This is a genomic window from Pedobacter sp. BS3, assembly GCF_008274585.1.
In the GTDB taxonomy this organism is placed as follows: Bacteria; Bacteroidota; Bacteroidia; order Sphingobacteriales; family Sphingobacteriaceae; genus Hufsiella_A.
This window is the reverse complement of record NZ_VTRT01000006.1, coordinates 48,813-68,882: the sequence shown is the minus strand read 5'-3', so window position 1 is coordinate 68,882 and position 20,070 is coordinate 48,813. Positions and strand designations below refer to the sequence as shown.

Genomic DNA, 20,070 nt, shown 5'->3' with positions numbered 1-20,070 from the left:
CACTATTGGCACTAAGTATTGTGGGTGACATTTAGTATATTTGTGAATATGACAACATTAACAATTGATGTGTTAAATGACAAGGCGTTGGCTCTTTTAAAAGATCTGGAGTCGCTTAAAACTACGCAATAAAAATCCATGAAACCAATCTTCGACTCAACCTTACATGATATTTTAAACGAAAGGTTAGACAAACTGGAAAAACATTTTAATGCCGATGTAATTTTTTATTATGGCCCAATAGCAGACTCGTTAGAGAAGCCTTTTCGTGACTTTATAGAAGATCTGAAATCGGATGCTTTAAAAAATGAAACTCTTTGCATCTTTCTAAATACTCCTGGTGGAAGTGCAGAGACTGTAGAGAAACTGGTCAAAATTACCAGGCATCATTATAAGGAGGTATATTTCATTGTTCCTGATTCTGCATATTCTGCTGGAACAATATTTTGCATGTCCGGAGACAAAATTTTCATGGATTATTCATCGTCGCTTGGGCCCATTGACCCCCAGGTTTATAATGGCAGTAATTGGGTTCCTGCATTAGGTTATCTTGATAAAGTAGAAGAACTTATTGATAAGTCACTGAAAGGAAGTTTATCGCAAGCAGAACTAGTTATGCTAACCCAACAAGACCTGGCAATGTTAAGGCGACATGAGCAGGCAAGAGATCTAACAATTGCTTTATTAAAAGAATGGTTGGTAAAATATAAGTTCAAAAATTGGGATAGACATCGTACAAACCCAACTAAAATTGGGCAACCTGTTACCCAACAAGAAAAGGAAGATAGAGCAACTGAAATTGCAAGAGATTTAGGAAATAATAAGATATGGCATTCTCATGGTCGTTCAATAGGCATCTTTGCATTAACAAATATCTTAAAACTGGAAATAGAAGACTACTCTAATGACGCTGTATTAAAGCCTTTAATAAGACAATACAATGACCTGATTTGTCAATATATCCTCAGAAGTGGTTCAGAAGTTTTTTTACATTCTAGAAAATTTATCTAATATTGTTGTATGAAATTATTAGCCAAAAAACTTACCCAGGTAATTTCAAAAGAATTGTCTAAGCCTTCTACTGCACAACAACAGAAAGAATTTGACAAACTCTTAAATGATATGAAAAAGGCTGGTTTAATTAAAGATCCTGTTTACAATCTCCCCCAGGTTGATACCATAGGAAAGACTTATTATTCTTCGATTAATAAACGCAAATAACAGATCGTCATACTACACTAAAGTATGTGTTTCGAAATCCTATTTCCTCAATAGGGAATAGAAACGAGAACTTTAAGCTGTATCAACAGCGGCTACAAAGCCACCAAATGAAACCGAAACCCTGCCCAACCTTTTTTGCTCAACAATTTTAAACAGGATTATTCACCTTACCCATAAAAAGTATCAACCCGGTATTATTTTCTTTTATAACAAAGAGAAAAGGGCGGTTGATAGTTATTGTTGGGTCTGATGGCATCGATGTAGGTACTATCTCAACAGATGTAGCGGCAGCAGCTTCAGTACCCTCTTCATTTACTTCTACAAATGCCTTTTGTTTCACTACACTGATCTTTAGCTGAATAACCGGGTTTATCCGGGCAAAATCAGCACCATCATTAAACGCTATTCCCATTCCCAATTGTGCCAGCTCAGGATTCAGCACTTTTTCATAATCAAATTTAAACTTAGGCAATATTACGGTAGTTTTGGTTTCGTGTGCATTCATAACAGCTTCATCCCACACTGATGAGCTTAAATCCGAGGCAAAGTTAGCCAGGTTAATGTTGCCCGATGACTGCAGGATCACCATACTGAATTTGCCATTACCATAAGGGATTTCCACAGTACGGATATTGCCGATAGTGCTGGTTTTCACAACCGCATCAGTGGTCATAAAATCGGCCTGAACCGGATGATCTTCATCGACATAAAAGGGTGCTTTTTTAGTTTTGCTTTTATCAAACTGATACTTCCATTGTCCCTTAAAATAAATGGCATTGATCAGGTACATCACAACATCACCCGGGATAGGGCTGTCAATAATAGATGGTATCTTATTCTTAGTTTTTTCTTTAACCCAGGAGTTAATGGTTTCTCTTGCTGACGGGCTGCTAAAATCCAATGCCTCAATAGCAGCCTGATAATAGGTAGCGTTTGTATTCTTAAATTCGGGTAAAACCTCAAATCCCTTACGGTACCAGACAGAATTAGCAATATCTAATGATACTTTGGGATCTACCAGCGGAAGGCCGGCAGACAGCTTTTTGTAATAACTGTTCATATCAGGCTCTGCCACATCGGTAAAGCCTAAAGTGGAACGCATGGCGTTTAACGTAGTGCCATTACTCCCGTTACTTGTCATTCCGAGAACAATACCTGCACTTAATGGCGAAGTAAAGAGATTTTTATCTCCCGGTTCGTTTTTTAGAATATCAGCGAATAACTTAAATGTAAATTCGTTATTAATTTTCACATTTTGCTTTTCGGCGGCTGTCAGCTCCAGATCCTTGCCCTCTGGCGACGGTTCTTTGCTCTTTTTGCACGAAACAAAAACAACACAAACAGCAAGAGCAACTAAAAACGTTTTCATACTTCAAAATAATTGGTTTAATAAAGTAACGAATTATATGGGCAATACGCTACACTAAATATCACTATTGCAGGTCTCAATTAAAAGCCAGCGCTTCGCTTAATCCATATTCGCAATACCCACACAAATCATCCCACAAACCCCATACGGTTAGCATCCAGGCGTAGCAGGATAAACAGTAAGATGGTAAAGCTCCACAGCGAGGAACCGCCATAGCTGATAAACGGCAATGGAATACCAATAACCGGAACCAGGCCGATGGTCATGCCGATATTGATCATGAAGTGAAAGAAGATAATGGACGCCACACCATACCCATAAATACGGGTAAACGACGATCGCTGCCGCTCGGCCAGGAAGATGATACGCAGCAGCAGGAAAACATATAAACCAACCACCACAAAGCTACCGGCAAAGCCCCACTCCTCGCCAACGGTGCAGAAAATAAAATCGGTGCTTTGTTCGGGCACAAAATTGTACTTGGTTTGCGTTCCCTGCAGATAGCCCTTTCCCCACAATCTCCCGGAACCTATAGCTATTTTGGACTGATTTACGTTGTATCCCTGTCCGCGTGGGTCGTGTACCTTGCCCAGTAACACATCGATACGATTACGCTGGTGCAATTTCAGTACATGGTTATACGCAAAATCAACAGAAAATACAAAAACCACCGAAATGACCAATCCGCTTAAAAATGTAGCAATAAGCGACTTGTTTCGCTTGAACAGGTAAATTAACAGGCCGCAGATCGCTACCAATCCTACAATAAGCAGGTATTTATTAACCAATAACGACAGTACGAACAGGGTGATCAAAATAGCACCGATAATCAGGAAATAACCGGATAATCCCTCGCGGTACAGCACAAATACCAGCGAGACAAACGTCATCGCCGAGCCGGTATCAGGCTGCAGCATAATGAGGGCTACGGGTATCAGTATAATAACGGCACAGGCAAGCTGAGTTCGCAGCTCATGCAGCTTGGTAGTTGTTGCGCTCAGGTAGCGTGCCAGCAGCAAACAGGTAGAAAATTTGGCAAATTCTGACGGCTGAAGCCTGAAGCTGCCAATAGGAATCCAGGCCTGGTTTCCGCCTACATTACGACCAATAAGCAGCACCAGCACCAGCAGTAAAACGGTTATTCCATAAAATACAGGCGAAAAAGCGCTGAAGAACTTGGAATCCAGCAGCAAAATAACAATGCCCAGAATAACACCCGAGACAATAAATACGAATTGCTTTCCGTAGTTAGTGCTCATATCCAGGATACTCTCGTGGTTAACATCAAACACAGCGGCGTGAATGTTAAACCAACCAATGATACACAGCGCCAGGTAAATAAAAATGGTCACCCAGTCCACATTGAAAAACAGGCTTCTCTGGTTCATCGTTCTGCCAATTTATTAGCGTTCAACTGTTCTTTTCTTATCGCGGCACGCTTCAATACGGCCGAATCCTTTTTCACCGAATCCGTTTTGGGCACCACCTTTTTGGCGGGCTTATTAAGTTCCGGCAGCAAGTTGGCGTTCATGATATAATCAACCTGGGCCTTAGGCCGGCTGATAGAATCGGTAAGATATTTTTCTACCATGTAGCTGGCTATCGGCGCAGCCCACGATGAACCGTAGCCTGCATTTTCCACCACTACCGCTATGGCGATCTTGGGATTTTCGCGGGGCGCAAAAGCTACAAATACCGAGTGGTTTTTACCATGCGGATTTTGTACCGTTCCGGTTTTTCCGCACATTACAATACCCGGAATGCGGGCTCCGGCGGCCGTACCATATTCAACAACCTGCTGCATGCCGTCTATAACGGGCTCAAAATATTTCGGGTCAACGCCAACCCGGTGCTGCACCTTAAACTCGGGCTTAACCACCTGCTTTTCACCCACAGCCTTGATGAGATGCGGTGTATAATAATAGCCCCGGTTTGCTATGATACATTCGATATTAGCCAGTTGCAGAGGCGTTGCCAGCAGTTCACCCTGCCCAATGGCCAGCGAGATAATGGTGCTGCTGCGCCAGCGATTTTTACCAAAGATCTTATCGTAATGTGTTTGCGTAGGCACATTTCCGGGACGCTCGTTAGGTAAATCGATATGCAGCCGGTTTCCAAAGCCAAACAAGCCGATATGCTGCCGCCAATCATTGAATGACACCGTAGTATATTTGGGCCCGCTTTTGCTGATCAGCTTATCGAACGTGTAACAAAAATACGTATTGCACGACATGCGTATCGCTTTCGTGAGATCGGTAGGGCCATCTACGTGCTCACAACGCACCCAATGATTACCGGCCTGGTATCCGCCGGGACAGTAAAATATGGTATTGGGGGCAATTAAATTTTCCTGCAAGGCCACCAAAGCATCAACCGGCTTGAACGATGAGCCCGGCGAATAATAGGCTTGTATCGGCCTGATCAGGAATGGTTTGTACGGATCTTTGTACATGGCGGCCACGTTATTACCGCGTTGCCGGCCAACCATCAGGTTAGGGTCATAAGTAGGACTGCTTACAAATGCCAGTATTTCTCCGCTGGACGGCTCAATAGCCACAATACTGCCCACTTTATTTTTCATCAGCTTTTCGCCCAGCTTCTGTATGCGCATGTCTAACGATGAAACGAGCTTTTCGCCGGCTATGGCCAGGGTATCGTATTTACCATCGGCAAAATGCCCTTTCGGGCGATTGAATGCATCTACCATCAGGTTCTGAACGCCACGACGTCCCCGCAATACTTCTTCGTACGATTTTTCCACACCCGAAATCCCGATGTAATCGCCGGCTTTGTAATACCCGTCCGATTCTTCTATCATTTTATCGTTAACCTCGCCGATATAACCTAAGAACTGGGCGGCTGTAGAATCGGGATAGGAACGTACGGTACGGTTCTGCACGAAAAAACCGGGAAACTCAAACAGCTTTTCCTGTAAACGGGCATACATCCGTGCCGAAAGCTGCTTTTCAAAAATAGATGCCCGGTAGGGCGAATATACCATCGCCTTATGGAAACGCTTATCAAAGCCGGCTTTATCTATCCCTAACAGGTTGCAAAATTCCAGCGTATCAAAGGGTTTTACTTCACGCGGAATTACCATAATATCGTAAACCGGCTCGTTCTGTACCAGTATTTTACCGTGACGGTCAACAATTGGCCCGCGGGCAGGGTAAATTATTAAGCGGCGAAGTACGTTATTTTCGGCAGAAAGATAGTAGCGGTCGTCAACTACCTGGATATAGAATAAACGGGCCAGCAAAACCAACGCAACAGCTATGAAAATTCCCTGGATAACGTATCTTCTGGCAAAAAAACTATTCATATCCGGTTAACGCTCTTTCTTTTTATAAAATATAAATTCATACACCATTATTAAAAACACGGTTAGCAACCAGCTAAACAGAATACGCATGAGTGTGTATTGTATTTCATCAACATGAAATGTTTCTAATAAAAATAAGGTTATATGATGAAAAAGCGCTAATATGATGGTGTAAAGAAAAAACCAGCGGAAACCCATAATGCCCAGGCTGGGCTCCGGCTCATTGTCAAAGCCGTCACGCTGAACGGTTACGCTGATAAACATTACCCTTACCCAGGCCAGCACAGAGCAGGCTGCCGCATTAATACCGGTTGTATCGTAAAAAGCGTCGACGGTAAGCCCGGTACAAAAGGCCAGCAAAAACAGCAGCCAGTTCGGCGTATCAAACGGCAGCCGCATAATAAACAAGATGTATATAAACGGAGTAGCAAGGTTGTAATACCCGATATTTTTGAGCAGGAAAACCTGTATGAACACCAACAGGAAGAATCGTACCAGGTTAGCTAAAATAACTCTACTCATCTTTTTTATTGCTTTCTTCTAACTGAGCCTGTTCAGTAGAAAATAAATTATTAACCACATACACGTACTCCAGCGTAGCAAAATCGGTACTGAGCTTTACTTCGATATTCAGGAAATTATTACCGCCAATTACACCGGTTTTTATCACTTTACCAATGGGCAATCCCGCCGGGAAGAGCGAATATCCTGACGTTACTATCTGAGCGCCGGGCTTTACCGTAATATGATTGGGGATATCTTCTAAAACGGCTTTTTGCGGGTCATAATTATTATCGCCCCACACCAGGGAACCAAAAGCTCCCGTACCGGCAATGCTGGCGCTGATCTTTGTTTCGCTGTGCAAAATGGTACGCACCGACGCGAAATTATCGGATACATTCAGCACAATTCCAACCACGCCCGTGCCACAGATCACACCCATCCCTTTTTGTACGCCCTGCCGCTTGCCCCGGTTAATAGTAATGTAATTATTTTTCTGGTGAATGGAATTGTTAACCACACGGGCAACAATGTAGGTGTATTGCTGCTTGTATAAGGTGTCTTTTACGCTGTTACCGGCAATGCTATCGTTATAAAACGAGCTTTTTAGCTGGTTGCGCAGCCGGGCATTTTCGCGTGCCAGGCTATCGTTAACAGCACCAAGCCTCAAATAGCTTTTAAAGGCATTCACATTCCGGTATGCTTCGCCGATAACCTGGTTGGATGAGTTTAAAACACTTGCCCGCTGGTATGAATTATTTTTTATGGTGAGGATGAGCGCCGTGACAAAGAATATCACAAAAAGAAAAAATGCGTTGTACTTACTGATGAATATCCATAGGTTGCGCATATTTCTTGAGAGATATGAGATGTAAGATGTAAGATATGAGACTTCATAAGTATTATCTCATGTCTGATATCTAATATCTAACACCTGAATTACTGCATTAAAAATTTATAATTCCCTATATTTTTAAGGGCTATACCAGTTCCGCGTACCACGGCCCGCAACGGGTCTTCGGCTACGTGTACCGGCAGTTTTGTTTTAGCTGCCACCCGTTTATCCAGTCCGCGTAACAGGGCGCCGCCGCCGGTTAAATAAATACCGGTTTGATAAATATCTGCCGAAAGCTCCGGAGGCGTAATTTCCAGCGCCTTTAAAATAGCTTCTTCAATTTTTGAGATGGATTTATCCAGGCAATGGGCAATTTCTGTGTACGATACGGTAATTTGTTTAGGCACACCGGTCATTAAATCCCGTCCCTGAACCGCAAAATCTGCCGGAGGATCGGTAAGTTCGGGCAGGGCCGCACCTACTTCAATTTTGATCTTTTCGGCGGTACGCTCACCGATCATGATGTTGTGCTGACGGCGGATATATTGTACAATATCGCTGTCAAAGTTATCGCCGGCAACCCGGATAGACTGATCACACACGATACCGGACAAGGCGATAACCGCAATTTCGGTGGTACCGCCACCGATATCGATGATCATGTTACCCATCGGTTCTTCCACATCTATACCGATACCTACAGCGGCGGCCATCGGCTCATGGATCAGGTAAACTTCTTTGGCTCCGGCAATTTCGGCCGAATCGCGTACGGCACGTTTTTCAACCTCGGTAATGCCCGACGGTATGCAGATCACCATCCGCAACGATGGGAAAAACCAGCCTTTACCGTTATTGATCATTTTGATCATGCCGCGTATCATGTGCTCGGCAGCATTAAAATCGGCAATTACGCCGTCTTTCAGCGGACGTACGGTACGAATGTTCTCGTGTGTTTTGCCTTCCATCTGCATGGCTTGCCGGCCAATAGCAATTACTTTGTTGGTGGTACGGTCAAAGGCTACTATCGAAGGTTCGTCAACTACTACTTTATCGTTATGTATAATGAGGGTGTTTGCGGTACCCAAATCTATTGCTATTTCCTGTGTAAACCAGTTAAATAAACCCATTAAAATGTGATTAAGTGTTTTAAAAAGTATGCAAAGTTAACGCCTTTTTTTCAATAGTATTACTGCCTGAAAAACTTTAATGTATTTATTTTTTGACGCTATCTGTTAATGTTTAAAATGCCTCACGCCCGTCATTACCATGCTGATGCCCTTTTCATTGGCCTTATCAATTGAAAGCTGGTCTTTGATAGAGCCACCCGGCTGCAATACGGCTGTAATACCGGCCCCGGCTGCAATCTCAACACAATCGGGGAACGGGAAAAAGGCATCGGAAGCCATGACCGAACCGTGCAGGCTGAAACCAAATTCTTTGGCCTTGATAATGGCTTGCTTCAACGCGTCAACACGCGAGGTTTGCCCTACTCCGCTGGCCAGCAGCTGACCGCCTTTTACCAGCACGATGGTGTTTGATTTGGTATGCTTTACAATTTTATTGGCAAAGTATAAATCGGCCAGTTCCTGCTCATCGGGCTTGCGGTTGGTAACTGCCGACATTTGTTCCGGACCTTCGATAGTATGGTCTTTATCCTGCTCAATAACGCCGTTTAACAGGGTTTTGAATTGCTTTTTAGGCAGCTCTACGTCTTTGCGAACCAGGATAATACGGTTTTTCTTTTCGGTAAGTATGCTGAGCGCTTCCTGCGAGTATGATGGTGCAATCAGCACTTCAAAAAACAGCTTGTTGATCTCGGCTGCTGTAGCGGCGTCAATTTCGCCGTTGCAGATAATTACACCGCCAAAAGCCGAAACCGGGTCGCAGGACAGGGCATCTGTCCATGCCTGCAATAAATTTGTACGTGATGCCACACCACAGGCATTGGTATGTTTCAGTATAGCAAACGTTGGTTCGGTAAACTCATCGATCAGCGCCACGGCGGCATCAACATCTACCAGGTTATTGTAAGAGAGCTCTTTACCGTTCAGCTTGGTAAACATATTATCCAGATCGCCGTAGAAAAAGCCTTTCTGGTGTGGATTTTCGCCATAACGTAAAGGCTGCACCTGTTGCTGGCTTTGTTTGAACACCGGCAGGGCATCGTCCTGGTTAAAGTAATTAAAGATGGCCGTATCGTAATGTGATGAAATGTTGAAAGCTTTGCGGGCAAAATCCCTGCGCTGATCCAGCGTTGTATAGCCTGAATTTTCTTTCAGGATATCCAGCAGCGTGGTATAATCATCTTTGGATGCGACAATGACCACATCGTTAAAGTTTTTGGCTGCGGCACGAATCAGGGAGATACCGCCAATATCTATTTTCTCAATAATGTCGGCTTCGCCGGCTCCAGATTTTACGGTTTCCTCAAACGGGTATAGATCCACAATAACCAAATCGATTTCGGGAATTTCGTACTGTTCGGTCTGCTCTTTATCGCCTGCCAGTTCCCGGCGTGACAGAATACCGCCGAATACTTTGGGATGCAATGTTTTTACCCTGCCGCCCAAAATAGAGGGATATCCCGTAAGGTCTTCTACGGCCACAACTTCATAACCTAATTCGCGGATAAACTTTTCTGTTCCTCCGGTAGAGTAAAAAGTAACTCCGAGGCTGTTCAACTGATGAATTAGTGGTTCCAGGTTGTCTTTATAATAGACTGAAATTAAGGCGTTTTTTATCTTTACGGGATGGCTCATGGATTTTATTTTTGAAGCCGCAAAGATAGCAGTTTTTTGGAAAAGTTTGTTAGCTTATAGTTGATAGTTCACAGGTATAGTCCGGAAGCGGGGAAAGACCGGAAGTAGAAACAAGAGCAACGGATCAGGAACCAAGACAAGAGCAAAATCCTACCCTTTGCCTTTGGGTGAGGGACGCTTTTGGAGGGTGGCCAAGCAGGAACACAGATGCTGGAAACAGGAAAGGCGGAAAGTAGAAGGTTTAAAGCAAATAACAAAGACGGAAGCAAATTGAGTAATTCAGATTTTAATATCGAGGTTTCACCAGGTCGGCTTTTTTGAGCCTGTAAAAAATCACGCAATCGTTCCCGGCATCGATTGCGTAAATGCCTGGTAAGTTTATTATTCAGTCGCCAATGACGGTAAAATGAGCGTGGGTAAAAACTTTATTCCCGTAATAGTTTCTATGCAATCGTTCCCGGCATCGATTGCACAAAAAAATATGGGCAAATGCTGGAATTTTAATAAAAAACTATATAACATTGGTTAAAGATTAGACTAACCATACGGATAAAACCTGCTTGTTGCATAGACGATTTCCCCACATGTCTTTGTGCTGGCAGGAAAAAAAATAATTATAAACCTGGGTCAGGTATAATATACCTATATCCGAAATAGATCACAATCGTATGATTGGAAATTATACGCTTTATATTAGGAGAAGTCTTTCCCTGTTCTTACTCTTAATTCCGGGTCTGAACGGCAAAGCTCAGCAGCTTGCCTTTCCCGGAGCTGAAGGGTTCGGAAAGAACACCACCGGAGGCCGGGGTGGAACAGTAATTAAAGTAACTAACCTGAACGATTCGGGCGATGGCAGCTTACGTAAAGCTATAGAGGCTACCGGGACACGCACCATTGTTTTCGAGGTTTCAGGTAATATAAAATTAACCAAAAAGCTTCAGATTAAGAATGGAAACGTGACCATAGCAGGTCAGACAGCGCCCGGCGATGGCATCTGTATCCAGGATTATGAAATGAATATAGCCGCCGATAATGTCATTATCCGGTACATGCGTTTTCGCCTTGGAGACAAATATGATGACCAATCAGATGCATTATGGGGCAGGGATCATCAGAATATCATTATTGATCATTGCTCTATGAGCTGGTCTATAGATGAAACATCATCATTTTACAATAACAAGAATTTTACCATGCAGTGGTGCATACTTGCCGAAAGCCTGAACGATTCCGGCCACGATAAAGGCATTCATGGTTACGGAGCTATCTGGGGCGGTACTAATGCAACATTTCACCATAATCTGTTAGCCTGTCACCTAAGCAGGTCGCCCCGGTTTAATGGCGGCCCGCGGGCTGGTATAGAAGCCAGTGGTTTTGGAGCCGATTTGCTTAATTACAGCAACAATGTAGTGTACAATTGGGGCGATAACAGTAGCTATGGCGGCGAAAACGGGCACTACGATATGGTGAATAACTATTACAAGGCCGGCCCGGGAACAGCCTCCAGTAAAAGATCACGTCTGCTGGAAGTTTATTTTGATAATAGCCTGGCAGCGCCAGGGTATGGGCAGTTTTATATTGCCGGCAATTATATCGATGGAAGCACAACCGTAACAGCTAATAACTGGGCAGGCGTAAGCTATAAAACCGGTGCAACCGAAGCCCAGGTAAAAGTTAACACCGCCTTTACCAATGATGGCATAACTCTTCAGACAGCACAGGACGCTTATGCCTCGGTATTGGCCAATGCCGGAGCCATTTATCCGAAACGGGATGCCGTGGATACCCGTATCATGAACGAAGTAGAAACGGGAACAGTAACCGTTAATGGATCTCTTACCGGTAGACCCGGCCTTATAGACAGTCAGACCGATGTGGGCGGCTGGCCGGTTTTAAACAGTACTGCGGCGCCGGCCGATACCGATAATGACGGTATGCCCGATGACTGGGAGATCAGCCACGGTTTAAACCCCAATGATGCCGCCGACCGGAATACCATTAATGTCGACGGCTATACCATGCTGGAAGTTTACCTGAATGCCATTGGTCCCAATAATACTATTCTTCCGTTAAACCTGGTTTCGTTTACTGCTGCGGTAAACAACGGTTTGCAGGATGCCGTTACGTTGAAATGGATCACCGCCGCCGAACGTAACACACAACGTTTTACTGTTGAACGCAGTGCCGATGGAAAGGAATTTACTTCTATAGGACAAATCCAGGCTCAAAATACAGCAGGAACAAACCATTACCAGTTTACCGATAGTCACCCGGTGGCAGGAACAGCCTATTACCGCCTGAAAATAACCGATACCGATGGCAGCTTTATTTACGGTAAAGTGATCGAGGCAAACGTTAAAAATAAAGCACTGCTGTTGGTTTATCCAAATCCTGTAAACGGGCAGCTAACCATAAACTACCCAATTGCAGGTAAAAATGCCATTGTAAAAATAAGGACGGTAAACGGTAGCGTGCAACGGGTACAACCGCTTGCAGCGGGTACTCATCAAACCAGTATAGATGTTTCTGCCCTGGCGGCCGGAACCTATATCCTACAGGTGTACACCGGAACAGAAAAACAAACCATACAATTTATAAAACAACAAATTAATTAACCCCCTAAAATTAAATGTTATGAAAACTAAATTACTTTTTTGTGCAGCCCTTGTAATAGGTCTTATTACGGAACTAAAAGCACAGGACACTTATTTTACAGAAGATTTTGGCACTAGCGATGTTAGTAGTTCTACTTATACAAGTGCGACGCCGGTGAATATAACAAGCTCTGGAACATGGATAGTTTATCAATTGTCCCGGCAAGGGGCTACGTGTCCGGATGCAGCAACTAACCCTAAAGCTTTGAAGATGTTGCAAGGAGTAGGTAGTTATGTTATTTTGCCCTATTTTTCAAACGGAGTTGCATCGGTTACCTTTACTGAAGGTAAGGGGCAAACTAGGAAGTTTACAGTATATTACTCCACATCGGATGTTACCGATGCCAGCGACGCAAGTTGGGTGGCTACTCCTCAGGTATCAACCGGAGCTTGTGGAACATCAGGTAATACAGTAACTGTTGCTATTAACAACGCCAGCGTAAAGCGTATAAAAATAACCATGGATCATACTTCGGATGGTTATCTTGATAATGTGAGCGTTACCAGTATGACGCCGCTTCCCCTCGACTTCCTGTCATTCAATGCTGCTTTAACCGCCGGTTTTGCCAAACAGGTAAAATTGAGCTGGTCTACCACCAACGAGGTAAATACCAAAGACTTTACCATAGAACGCAGCCTGGATGGTAAAAGCTTTGCTGCTACAGGTAGTGTACCTGCGCAAAATACAAGTGGTATACATACATATAGCTATACCGATAATAATCCGGCTGCGGGGGTTAATTATTACCGGTTGAAACAAACCGATAAAGACGGGGCCTATATCTACTATAAGGAGATAAGGTCGGTAAATAATGTGGCGGATGCCAGCCTGGCCGTATATCCTAACCCTGCCGGCGAAAATATCACCGTAAACTATCCAACAGCTAACGCCGGTGCCGAACTGAAAGTACTTACCTTAAACGGTAAAACAGTATCAACGCTGAATGTAGCGCAAGGCTCGGCCCAGGCAACCACAAGTACCGCGGGACTGACGCCGGGATATTACCTGCTGGTATTTGATAATGGCAACGGAAAATCTTCTGTTAAATTCCTCAAACAGTAGTTCCTGAGCGGGCGCTGTGGTGCGGCGCCCCTCTTATTCGTCTGCCTGTTAACCCAATTGTGTAACCTAAAACGAATAAATTATGAAAAGAATGTTACTCGATGTTGGTGCTTTTGAAGCAAAAGTGTACCTGCACAAACAGTTATTGACCTACATGTGCATTGGAAAAAAGATGTTATGCTTTCTGTTTTATTGTTGTGGATTACTTATGTGTATGCTCTCGGCTTATGCACAGGATGCTTTTATGGGGTATAATTATGAAACTGATACTTATCCTCTTGCATGGGCCACAACAGCTACAACTTTTAATTCCGGAACAACAAAAGAAGTAATATTTCTAAATAATGGAGATGCTGCTAAGCAAGCGCAGATTTGTAGCCCTTCTAACAACAAAATATCACATTATGAATTAGGTGGTACGGGTAAATATATTGAAATTGATTTAACAAATAATAGTGTAGGCGGCACACTTGAAATTGAGTTTACCGGTAGCTCAAATAGTACGACTGCTAATGCCGCAAAAGGGGGAGTGGTATATTCAGATAAGCTTCCGTTTGATCTAAACAGCGTAATAGGTGGAGAAGAAACAGATTTTTTTCCTGCAACTAATGGCAACTGGACAAAACTTCATCTTACGCCTCCTTCCGGAACAAAGTCCCTCAGAATGTACAGAAGGATTTATTATTGGGCGGCTAATAATAAAGCAGATGAAGCTAGTGGATCATCAACTGGCAGGGTTCAATTGGGGCTTGGCCAGACATTAAGGGTAGCATCTATGGCCGCCTGGATCACACCGCCACCTGATGATGGTGATCCCCTTCCCATCAAGCTCCTCTCCTTTACCGGTTCAGCACAGGCGCAAGGTGTTCGTTTGGCCTGGTCAACGGCATCAGAAGTAAATACCGACAGGTTTGAGATAGAACGCCGGGAAGAGAACAGTGCATTTGTTAAAATAAGCGAAGTAAAAGCTGCCGGCAATAGCAGCAAAACTCTAAACTATATGGCTACAGATAACGGCGTAACCGCAAACGGTACCTATTACTACCGTTTAAAAATGGTTGATGCCGATGGTAGCGTGGAGTACAGTAACGCAGTGCCGGTAAAATACAATCTATCGGCTGCGGCACAACTAACAGTCTATCCTAATCCAGCTTCGGGTAAATTAACGGTAAGCCATGCTGCAGCAACGGCCGGGTCGGTGTTAAAGGTTATCAGCCTGAAAGGGGCAACGGTTTTAAAAGCAGCAGTTGAGTCCGGAACCAGCGAATCAGCTTTGGATATTACAGCCTTAAACCCCGGTATGTACCTGGTACGGTTTGAAAATAACGGGGAAAAGTCATCAGTTAAGTTTTATAAAAAATAATATGCCGCAATAAACAGAACGGAATAATTGCTGCACTAAGTTGAGCGAATGCAGCAATACAGGGACGGGCATGTTGCCTGCTCTCAACTATTGAAACTTCCATCCCGTAAACCGGGAGCTTTTGGCTGTCGCAGAACAAATGATGATTCTTTAGAAATTGGTTAGTCTTCATCATGGTTTCTGAAACAAGGGGAAATGTATCAGGACTGAATGCGCCGGCCTGTGGGGGAGCTTTCGGCCGGGATGGAATTTCAATGGGTCAATTGAACAATGTTTTTATACCAGTTACGACAAGCAGAATAACGTATCCGTTAAGGGATACATAAAAAAATGAGAATGAAACGTTTAAGCTGTTTTTTCAAATCTTTTTCCGGAAGGTTTGCCATTTACAAAGCGCCAACAAAGCGTCCATACCGGTTCGTATTAAGTATAGTTGCCTGTATGGTTATCCAACCGGTATGGGCACAGGTCACCTTTGATTTTTCCGGGGTCAGTGCAGTACCGGCAACCCCTTCAGGTACAGGATATACTAAAACAGGTATTGGAACATATTACCGGAGTACAAGCGGTTCTACTATGACGTTTGATACCGGGAGTGCCAATTGTGACGGATTTAATGTATCGGCAGGTACGGGCAGCAGCCTTTTTATTTTTAAGGCCGACATGGATATTGCAACCATTACCGTACGGGGTAATGGTACAGGCAGTAACCGGACATTCTCGGCATTTGCTATTAACACCTCTGCTAATCTTAACGGAAGTTATGCCAGTGCGGCTTACACAGCTACCGGAGGTATAGGTACAGGTGGCGCTGCCAATTGTGGAGCAATAGTTGTAACTCCGGCCGCTATTGTATCGGCCGGAACATATATGCGGTTAACGTTTTCGGGAAATATTAATGTTACCTCTATTGTATTAACTCCGGCAGTATATCCGGTACCAACGATACAAGCCAGCAACGTCAGCTTTACCAATGTGGGCCGGTATGGCTTAACGGTAAACTGGGTGAACGGTAATGGCAGTAACCGGGCGGTGTTTGTTAAACAGGGTACAGGCACAACTACCGGGCCTGCAGATAATGAAATGTATACCGCCAGTGCCGATTGGAATAATGGTAATCCTGCAGGAACCCAACTGGGTACATCCGGTTATTATTGTGTGTATAAAGGTTCCGGCAATTCAGTAACACTTACTAATCTAAATCCATCTGCCACCTATACTGTGCAGGTTTTTGAATACAATGGCCCTGATAATCAATCCTCGTTTTTGACATCAACAGCTGCAAATAATCCCAATACACAAACCACACAGGCGCTTGCCGAACCAACCATTACTACACAGGCAATAAGCAACATCCGTTCGACCAAAGCTACCGGTGGCGGTACCGTAACAGATGATGGCGGTTTACCGATAACTGAAAAGGGCCTGGTGTGGAATACGGTTGGAAGTCCCAGCCTGGGTTCTAATACCGGTAAGCTCATTATAAATGATGATTTACTATCCTTTAGCGGTTTAATGAACGGTCTAAGTCCCGATACCAGATATTATGTTAGGGCCTACGCCATTAACTCAACCGGTACGAGCTATGGAAATGAGGTAGAATTTACTACGGCAATCCCTGCTCCGATCTTGCTTGTAAGCAAAGATACCCTTGATTTTGGCGAAAATTATTACAATGCTGAACCGGCCGTAATGAGCTATACGTTGTCATCTGCAGGATTGAACCTTTCGCCGGCTGCGGGTACGATTACAGTGAATGCATCAGGCGGCTTTTTAGTATCAACTGATCCTAATAGCGGTTTTGCGCCGTCTGTAACTCTTTCCTACACCAACGGTAAGGTGGAGGATGTACCCGTTTATGTACAGTTACCCACCGGCAGGTATGGTGCGTTTTCAGGTGAAATAACATACACAGGCGGAGGCGTTGCCGCTGATGATGCAGATAAGATAAAGCTATTGGGGCGTGTGGTGCAGAGTGAGCTTTCAAACAAAGGAACTGATTTCTGGCTGGGCTTTGGTTACCAGGAAAAAATGAATGAGAAGGCAGGTGCTTCCGGCGAGGCAAAAATGTCGGTTTATGTAACTACAGGCGCCCAGGAAGCAACCGTTCATGTCGAGCTGCCCAATGGAGGATATTCACAAACGGTGACCATTCCGGCAAACAGTGTACATGAATTTACCGATTTCCCAACAGGCGATCCTTCCAATAACACCAATCCTTCCAATATGCCCGACTCACGGCTGTTCTCTACAGGAGTAAGTAAAAAAGCTGTTCATGTATACAGCGATAATGAGGTCCCGGTAAGTGTTTTCCTGCATACCTATACCAACTCCAACTCAGCTGCCGGAGCCATGATCTTTCCAACCAATACCTGGAGTTCCAGCTATACCGTGCAGGCTTATGGCGGTACAAGTAATAACAGTAATCCCAATTCATTTTTCTTTGTTATTGCCAATGAAGATAATACGCTGGTAACCTTTACACCCACCCAGCCTATCCTGGATGCCAGCAGCGCTTCGTTGTTTAATTCAAATACAACCACTTCAACCAATACGGCTTATACTGCCGGCGGAACCTACAGTGTTATGCTGAATAAAGGTGAGGTATTCAATGCAATGGGAGGATATGGGCCGGGTAAGTTTGGGCTTGATCTGAGCGGCACAGTGGTAAAAACCACCTGCGATAAAAAAATAGCCGTATTTGGCGGTAACGGGCGTGTGTTGGTCAACTCTGAAGGGTGCAGCGCCTCCTCCGGTTCAGACCACCTGATTCAGCAGATGTTCCCGTCGGTGGCCTGGGGCACAAAATACCTTACTGCGCCCACCCGCACCATGGAGTATAATTATTTCCGCATTTACATACAGGATGCTGCTACCCAGGTAAAAGTAAACGGAACCGTATTGGATGCCGGTACGCTGGTAAATAACCTGTACTACGAATACTCATCAAAAGATCCCTTGCTGATTGAAAGTGACCGCCCGATCAATGTGAGCCAGTTTATCACGGCGGCAAGCTGTGCTACAGCCCAGGGCAGTGTAGGCAACGGCGATCCTGAAATGATCATCCTGAGCCCGGTACAGCAATCCATTACCGATGCTACCGTTTATTCGGCCAGTTTTAGAGGTACCAGCGCTTCGCCAAAAGTAAAACCTGCCCTGCCTGACGGAACTATAGGCAATTGTGCCAGTTTTATTAATGTAGTTATTCCCAAGGAGGGAGTCGCCAGCTTTAAATTAGACGGTAAGGATGTGGCCGATATTGGTATTATAAGCACCGATATCTGTCCCCAGGATGGTAGTAACCGCGATTGTATCGCATTTTCTGCCAGCACTACCCTAATACCCATGAGCGAGGCGTTCAAGCCGCATCCGCAGGATGCCAGTTACGCAGTTGCCACCTTTTGGGTAGAAACCGGGGCACAGCACACCCTGTCATCAACAGTTGGATTTAATGCCATCGCATATGGCGTAGGCGATGGTGAAAGCTATGGTTACAATGCTGGTACAACCATTAAAAACCTGTCGTCGGTAAAAATGGCGGTTAACGCTGCCGCGTCCGATACCTCGAGCGCATCAGTAAAAGCGGCCAAGGGTACGCCGACCACCTTACGGATAGCACTTCCGTATAACCCGTTTTTAGTAGATAATATTGTTTGGGATACCGGTAACGATGCCCGAATCAGTCCCGCAGGCGCTCAGAACGGTGCTATAGACAACGGCACCGGTAAAGCCAAATACGAGGGAACTGTTGTTATTGACGGCCGTACATTTTACGTATACAATTCGCCGGTGAAATATACTTTTAGCGAAGATGGTAACTATACCATCAATGCCAAGGCGGTAGGAACCTTTGCCGGGGACTGTACCGGTGAAGACCTGCAAAAAATAACCATTGTAGCCGGACATGACGATATCAAGTTAGATTATGCCACCAACTGCGGCAACCCTGTTGTAAACTTTGCCAACACCACGCAGGCTATGGCAGGCACCTCCATTGTAAAGTGGGCATGGGATTTTGGCGATAACAGCACATCCGATCTGCAGAATCCGCCCGCACATACCTACAACAAAAGCAACGGGTCTGTATATACCGTTAAGTTAACTACCACCAACAGTGCGGGTATCGTTTCTTCAAAAAGTATACAGGTAGATTTCTCCGGCGAGGTTACGGCAGAATATGCCGTTGATGCTCCGGGTAAGGCTATCTGCTTTGGCGGAACGGTTAACTTCAATGCATCACCGTCAAGAGTAACCAACGTTACTGCAGGCGCACCGGTTAAATGGACCTGGAATTTTGGCGAAGGCGACGATGTAATAATTACCGGCAGTAGCAGTCCGGTACAATCGCATATTTACAATACGCCCGGTAATTATGAAGTTAAACTCACGCTCGAAACCGCATCCGGCTGCCAGAGCACGTTTACCGATCATATTCTTGTTTCTGTGTTGCCAACCCCGGTAGTTACATCAGAAGCTACCATCAACAGTATCACCTTTAAGTGGGACGCTGTGCCAGGAGCAAACAGCTACCAGGTATCAACCGATAATGGAGTAACCTTTACAGACCCAAGCTCAGGGCCGGCATCAACCACCCATACCATAACCGGACTGAATACCAACCAGGTAGTAACGCTGATCGTGAAGGCTACAGGCGAAGGCGTGTGTCAAAGCTTGTCAGAACCGCTGACGGCTAAAACCGACCTGCCCGAACTGGATGTCTATGTGCCTAACACCTTTACTCCCAATGGCGATGGTAAAAACGATGAGCTAAAAGTTTACAGCAATTACATACAAAGCATCAGCATGAAAGTATTTAACCAGTGGGGACAAATGATATTCAGCACTACCGAAAAAGATAAAGGATGGGATGGAACCTACAAGGGCGAGCAACAGCCTGTGGGAGTATATATCTACGTAGTGTCGGTAACCCTGCAGGATGGAAAAACAATCACTAAAAAAGGCGCAGTCAACCTAATCCGTTAA

General features: G+C 44.6%; 13 protein-coding genes. 6 read left to right on the top strand and 7 right to left on the bottom strand.

Translation table 11 applies throughout. From position 1 onward, the window contains the following. Window positions 1–138 precede the first annotated feature (138 nt). Together FW774_RS15400 and FW774_RS15395 are read left to right on the top strand one after the other, a co-directional pair. The gene (locus FW774_RS15400) at window positions 139–1,011 is read left to right on the top strand and encodes an SDH family Clp fold serine proteinase (protein WP_149349103.1); all 873 of its coding nucleotides are present in this window, start codon (window positions 139–141) and stop codon (window positions 1,009–1,011) included. Window positions 1,012–1,020: 9 nt separating this feature from the next. Continuing rightward, window positions 1,021–1,221, top strand: a complete 201-nt coding sequence (locus FW774_RS15395; RefSeq protein ID WP_149349102.1) for a hypothetical protein — start codon at window positions 1,021–1,023, stop codon at window positions 1,219–1,221. Window positions 1,222–1,369: 148 nt separating this feature from the next. Here the strand turns inward: FW774_RS15395 and FW774_RS15390 are convergent, their stop codons facing one another. The 7 genes from FW774_RS15390 to purH all read right to left on the bottom strand — a co-directional run bounded on the left by FW774_RS15390 (window position 1,370) and on the right by purH (window position 10,007). Beyond that, window positions 1,370–2,590, bottom strand: a complete 1,221-nt coding sequence (locus FW774_RS15390) for a serpin family protein (RefSeq protein ID WP_149349101.1) — start codon at window positions 2,588–2,590, stop codon at window positions 1,370–1,372. A 128-nt stretch (window positions 2,591–2,718) separates the two neighbouring features. After that, window positions 2,719–3,978, bottom strand: a complete 1,260-nt coding sequence (gene rodA, locus FW774_RS15385) for a rod shape-determining protein RodA (protein WP_149349100.1) — start codon at window positions 3,976–3,978, stop codon at window positions 2,719–2,721. Beyond that, window positions 3,975–5,912, bottom strand: a complete 1,938-nt coding sequence (gene mrdA / locus FW774_RS15380) for a penicillin-binding protein 2 (RefSeq protein ID WP_149349099.1) — start codon at window positions 5,910–5,912, stop codon at window positions 3,975–3,977. Before mrdA ends, rodA begins: the two co-directional genes overlap by 4 nt. Before the next feature lie 6 nt (window positions 5,913–5,918). Next, the gene (locus tag FW774_RS15375; protein ID WP_149349098.1) at window positions 5,919–6,434 is read right to left on the bottom strand and encodes a rod shape-determining protein MreD; all 516 of its coding nucleotides are present in this window, start codon (window positions 6,432–6,434) and stop codon (window positions 5,919–5,921) included. Then, entirely contained in the window at window positions 6,427–7,263 is an 837-nt protein-coding gene (mreC, locus tag FW774_RS15370; RefSeq protein ID WP_149349097.1) for a rod shape-determining protein MreC, read from the bottom strand. The genes FW774_RS15375 and mreC overlap by 8 nt, the downstream gene beginning before the upstream one ends. An 89-nt stretch (window positions 7,264–7,352) precedes the next feature. Next, on the bottom strand, window positions 7,353–8,375 hold the full coding sequence (locus FW774_RS15365) for a rod shape-determining protein (protein ID WP_149349096.1): 1,023 nt from the start codon (window positions 8,373–8,375) through the stop codon (window positions 7,353–7,355). A gap of 105 nt (window positions 8,376–8,480) precedes the next feature. After that, a complete protein-coding gene (purH, locus tag FW774_RS15360) occupies window positions 8,481–10,007 on the bottom strand; it encodes a bifunctional phosphoribosylaminoimidazolecarboxamide formyltransferase/IMP cyclohydrolase (protein ID WP_149349095.1) in 1,527 nt (508 codons plus the stop codon). A gap of 668 nt (window positions 10,008–10,675) precedes the next feature. On the opposite strand from purH, the gene FW774_RS15355 reads away from it, so the two are divergent. The 4 genes from FW774_RS15355 to FW774_RS20465 all read left to right on the top strand — a co-directional run bounded on the left by FW774_RS15355 (window position 10,676) and on the right by FW774_RS20465 (window position 20,070). Next, entirely contained in the window at window positions 10,676–12,622 is a 1,947-nt protein-coding gene (locus FW774_RS15355; RefSeq protein ID WP_149349094.1) for a T9SS type A sorting domain-containing protein, read from the top strand. 19 nt (window positions 12,623–12,641) lie between these two features. After that, a complete protein-coding gene (locus FW774_RS15350; protein ID WP_149349093.1) occupies window positions 12,642–13,724 on the top strand; it encodes a T9SS type A sorting domain-containing protein in 1,083 nt (360 codons plus the stop codon). An 82-nt stretch (window positions 13,725–13,806) separates the two neighbouring features. Then, entirely contained in the window at window positions 13,807–15,087 is a 1,281-nt protein-coding gene (locus FW774_RS15345) for a T9SS type A sorting domain-containing protein (protein ID WP_149349092.1), read from the top strand. A gap of 330 nt (window positions 15,088–15,417) precedes the next feature. Further along, window positions 15,418–20,070, top strand: a complete 4,653-nt coding sequence (locus tag FW774_RS20465) for a PKD domain-containing protein (RefSeq protein WP_187774920.1) — start codon at window positions 15,418–15,420, stop codon at window positions 20,068–20,070.

Bases quoted from the DNA above. Each gene is read 5' to 3' on its own strand.
- FW774_RS15400 (WP_149349103.1), top strand. From the start codon at position 139: ATGAAACCAATCTTCGACTCAACCTTACATGATATTTTAAACGAAAGG.
- FW774_RS15395 (WP_149349102.1), top strand. From the start codon at position 1,021: ATGAAATTATTAGCCAAAAAACTTACCCAGGTAATTTCAAAAGAATTG.
- FW774_RS15390 (WP_149349101.1), bottom strand. From the start codon at position 2,590: ATGAAAACGTTTTTAGTTGCTCTTGCTGTTTGTGTTGTTTTTGTTTCG.
- rodA (WP_149349100.1), bottom strand. From the start codon at position 3,978: ATGAACCAGAGAAGCCTGTTTTTCAATGTGGACTGGGTGACCATTTTT.
- mrdA (WP_149349099.1), bottom strand. From the start codon at position 5,912: ATGAATAGTTTTTTTGCCAGAAGATACGTTATCCAGGGAATTTTCATA.
- FW774_RS15375 (WP_149349098.1), bottom strand. From the start codon at position 6,434: ATGAGTAGAGTTATTTTAGCTAACCTGGTACGATTCTTCCTGTTGGTG.
- mreC (WP_149349097.1), bottom strand. From the start codon at position 7,263: ATGCGCAACCTATGGATATTCATCAGTAAGTACAACGCATTTTTTCTT.
- FW774_RS15365 (WP_149349096.1), bottom strand. From the start codon at position 8,375: ATGGGTTTATTTAACTGGTTTACACAGGAAATAGCAATAGATTTGGGT.
- purH (WP_149349095.1), bottom strand. From the start codon at position 10,007: ATGAGCCATCCCGTAAAGATAAAAAACGCCTTAATTTCAGTCTATTAT.
- FW774_RS15355 (WP_149349094.1), top strand. From the start codon at position 10,676: ATGATTGGAAATTATACGCTTTATATTAGGAGAAGTCTTTCCCTGTTC.
- FW774_RS15350 (WP_149349093.1), top strand. From the start codon at position 12,642: ATGAAAACTAAATTACTTTTTTGTGCAGCCCTTGTAATAGGTCTTATT.
- FW774_RS15345 (WP_149349092.1), top strand. From the start codon at position 13,807: ATGAAAAGAATGTTACTCGATGTTGGTGCTTTTGAAGCAAAAGTGTAC.
- FW774_RS20465 (WP_187774920.1), top strand. From the start codon at position 15,418: ATGAGAATGAAACGTTTAAGCTGTTTTTTCAAATCTTTTTCCGGAAGG.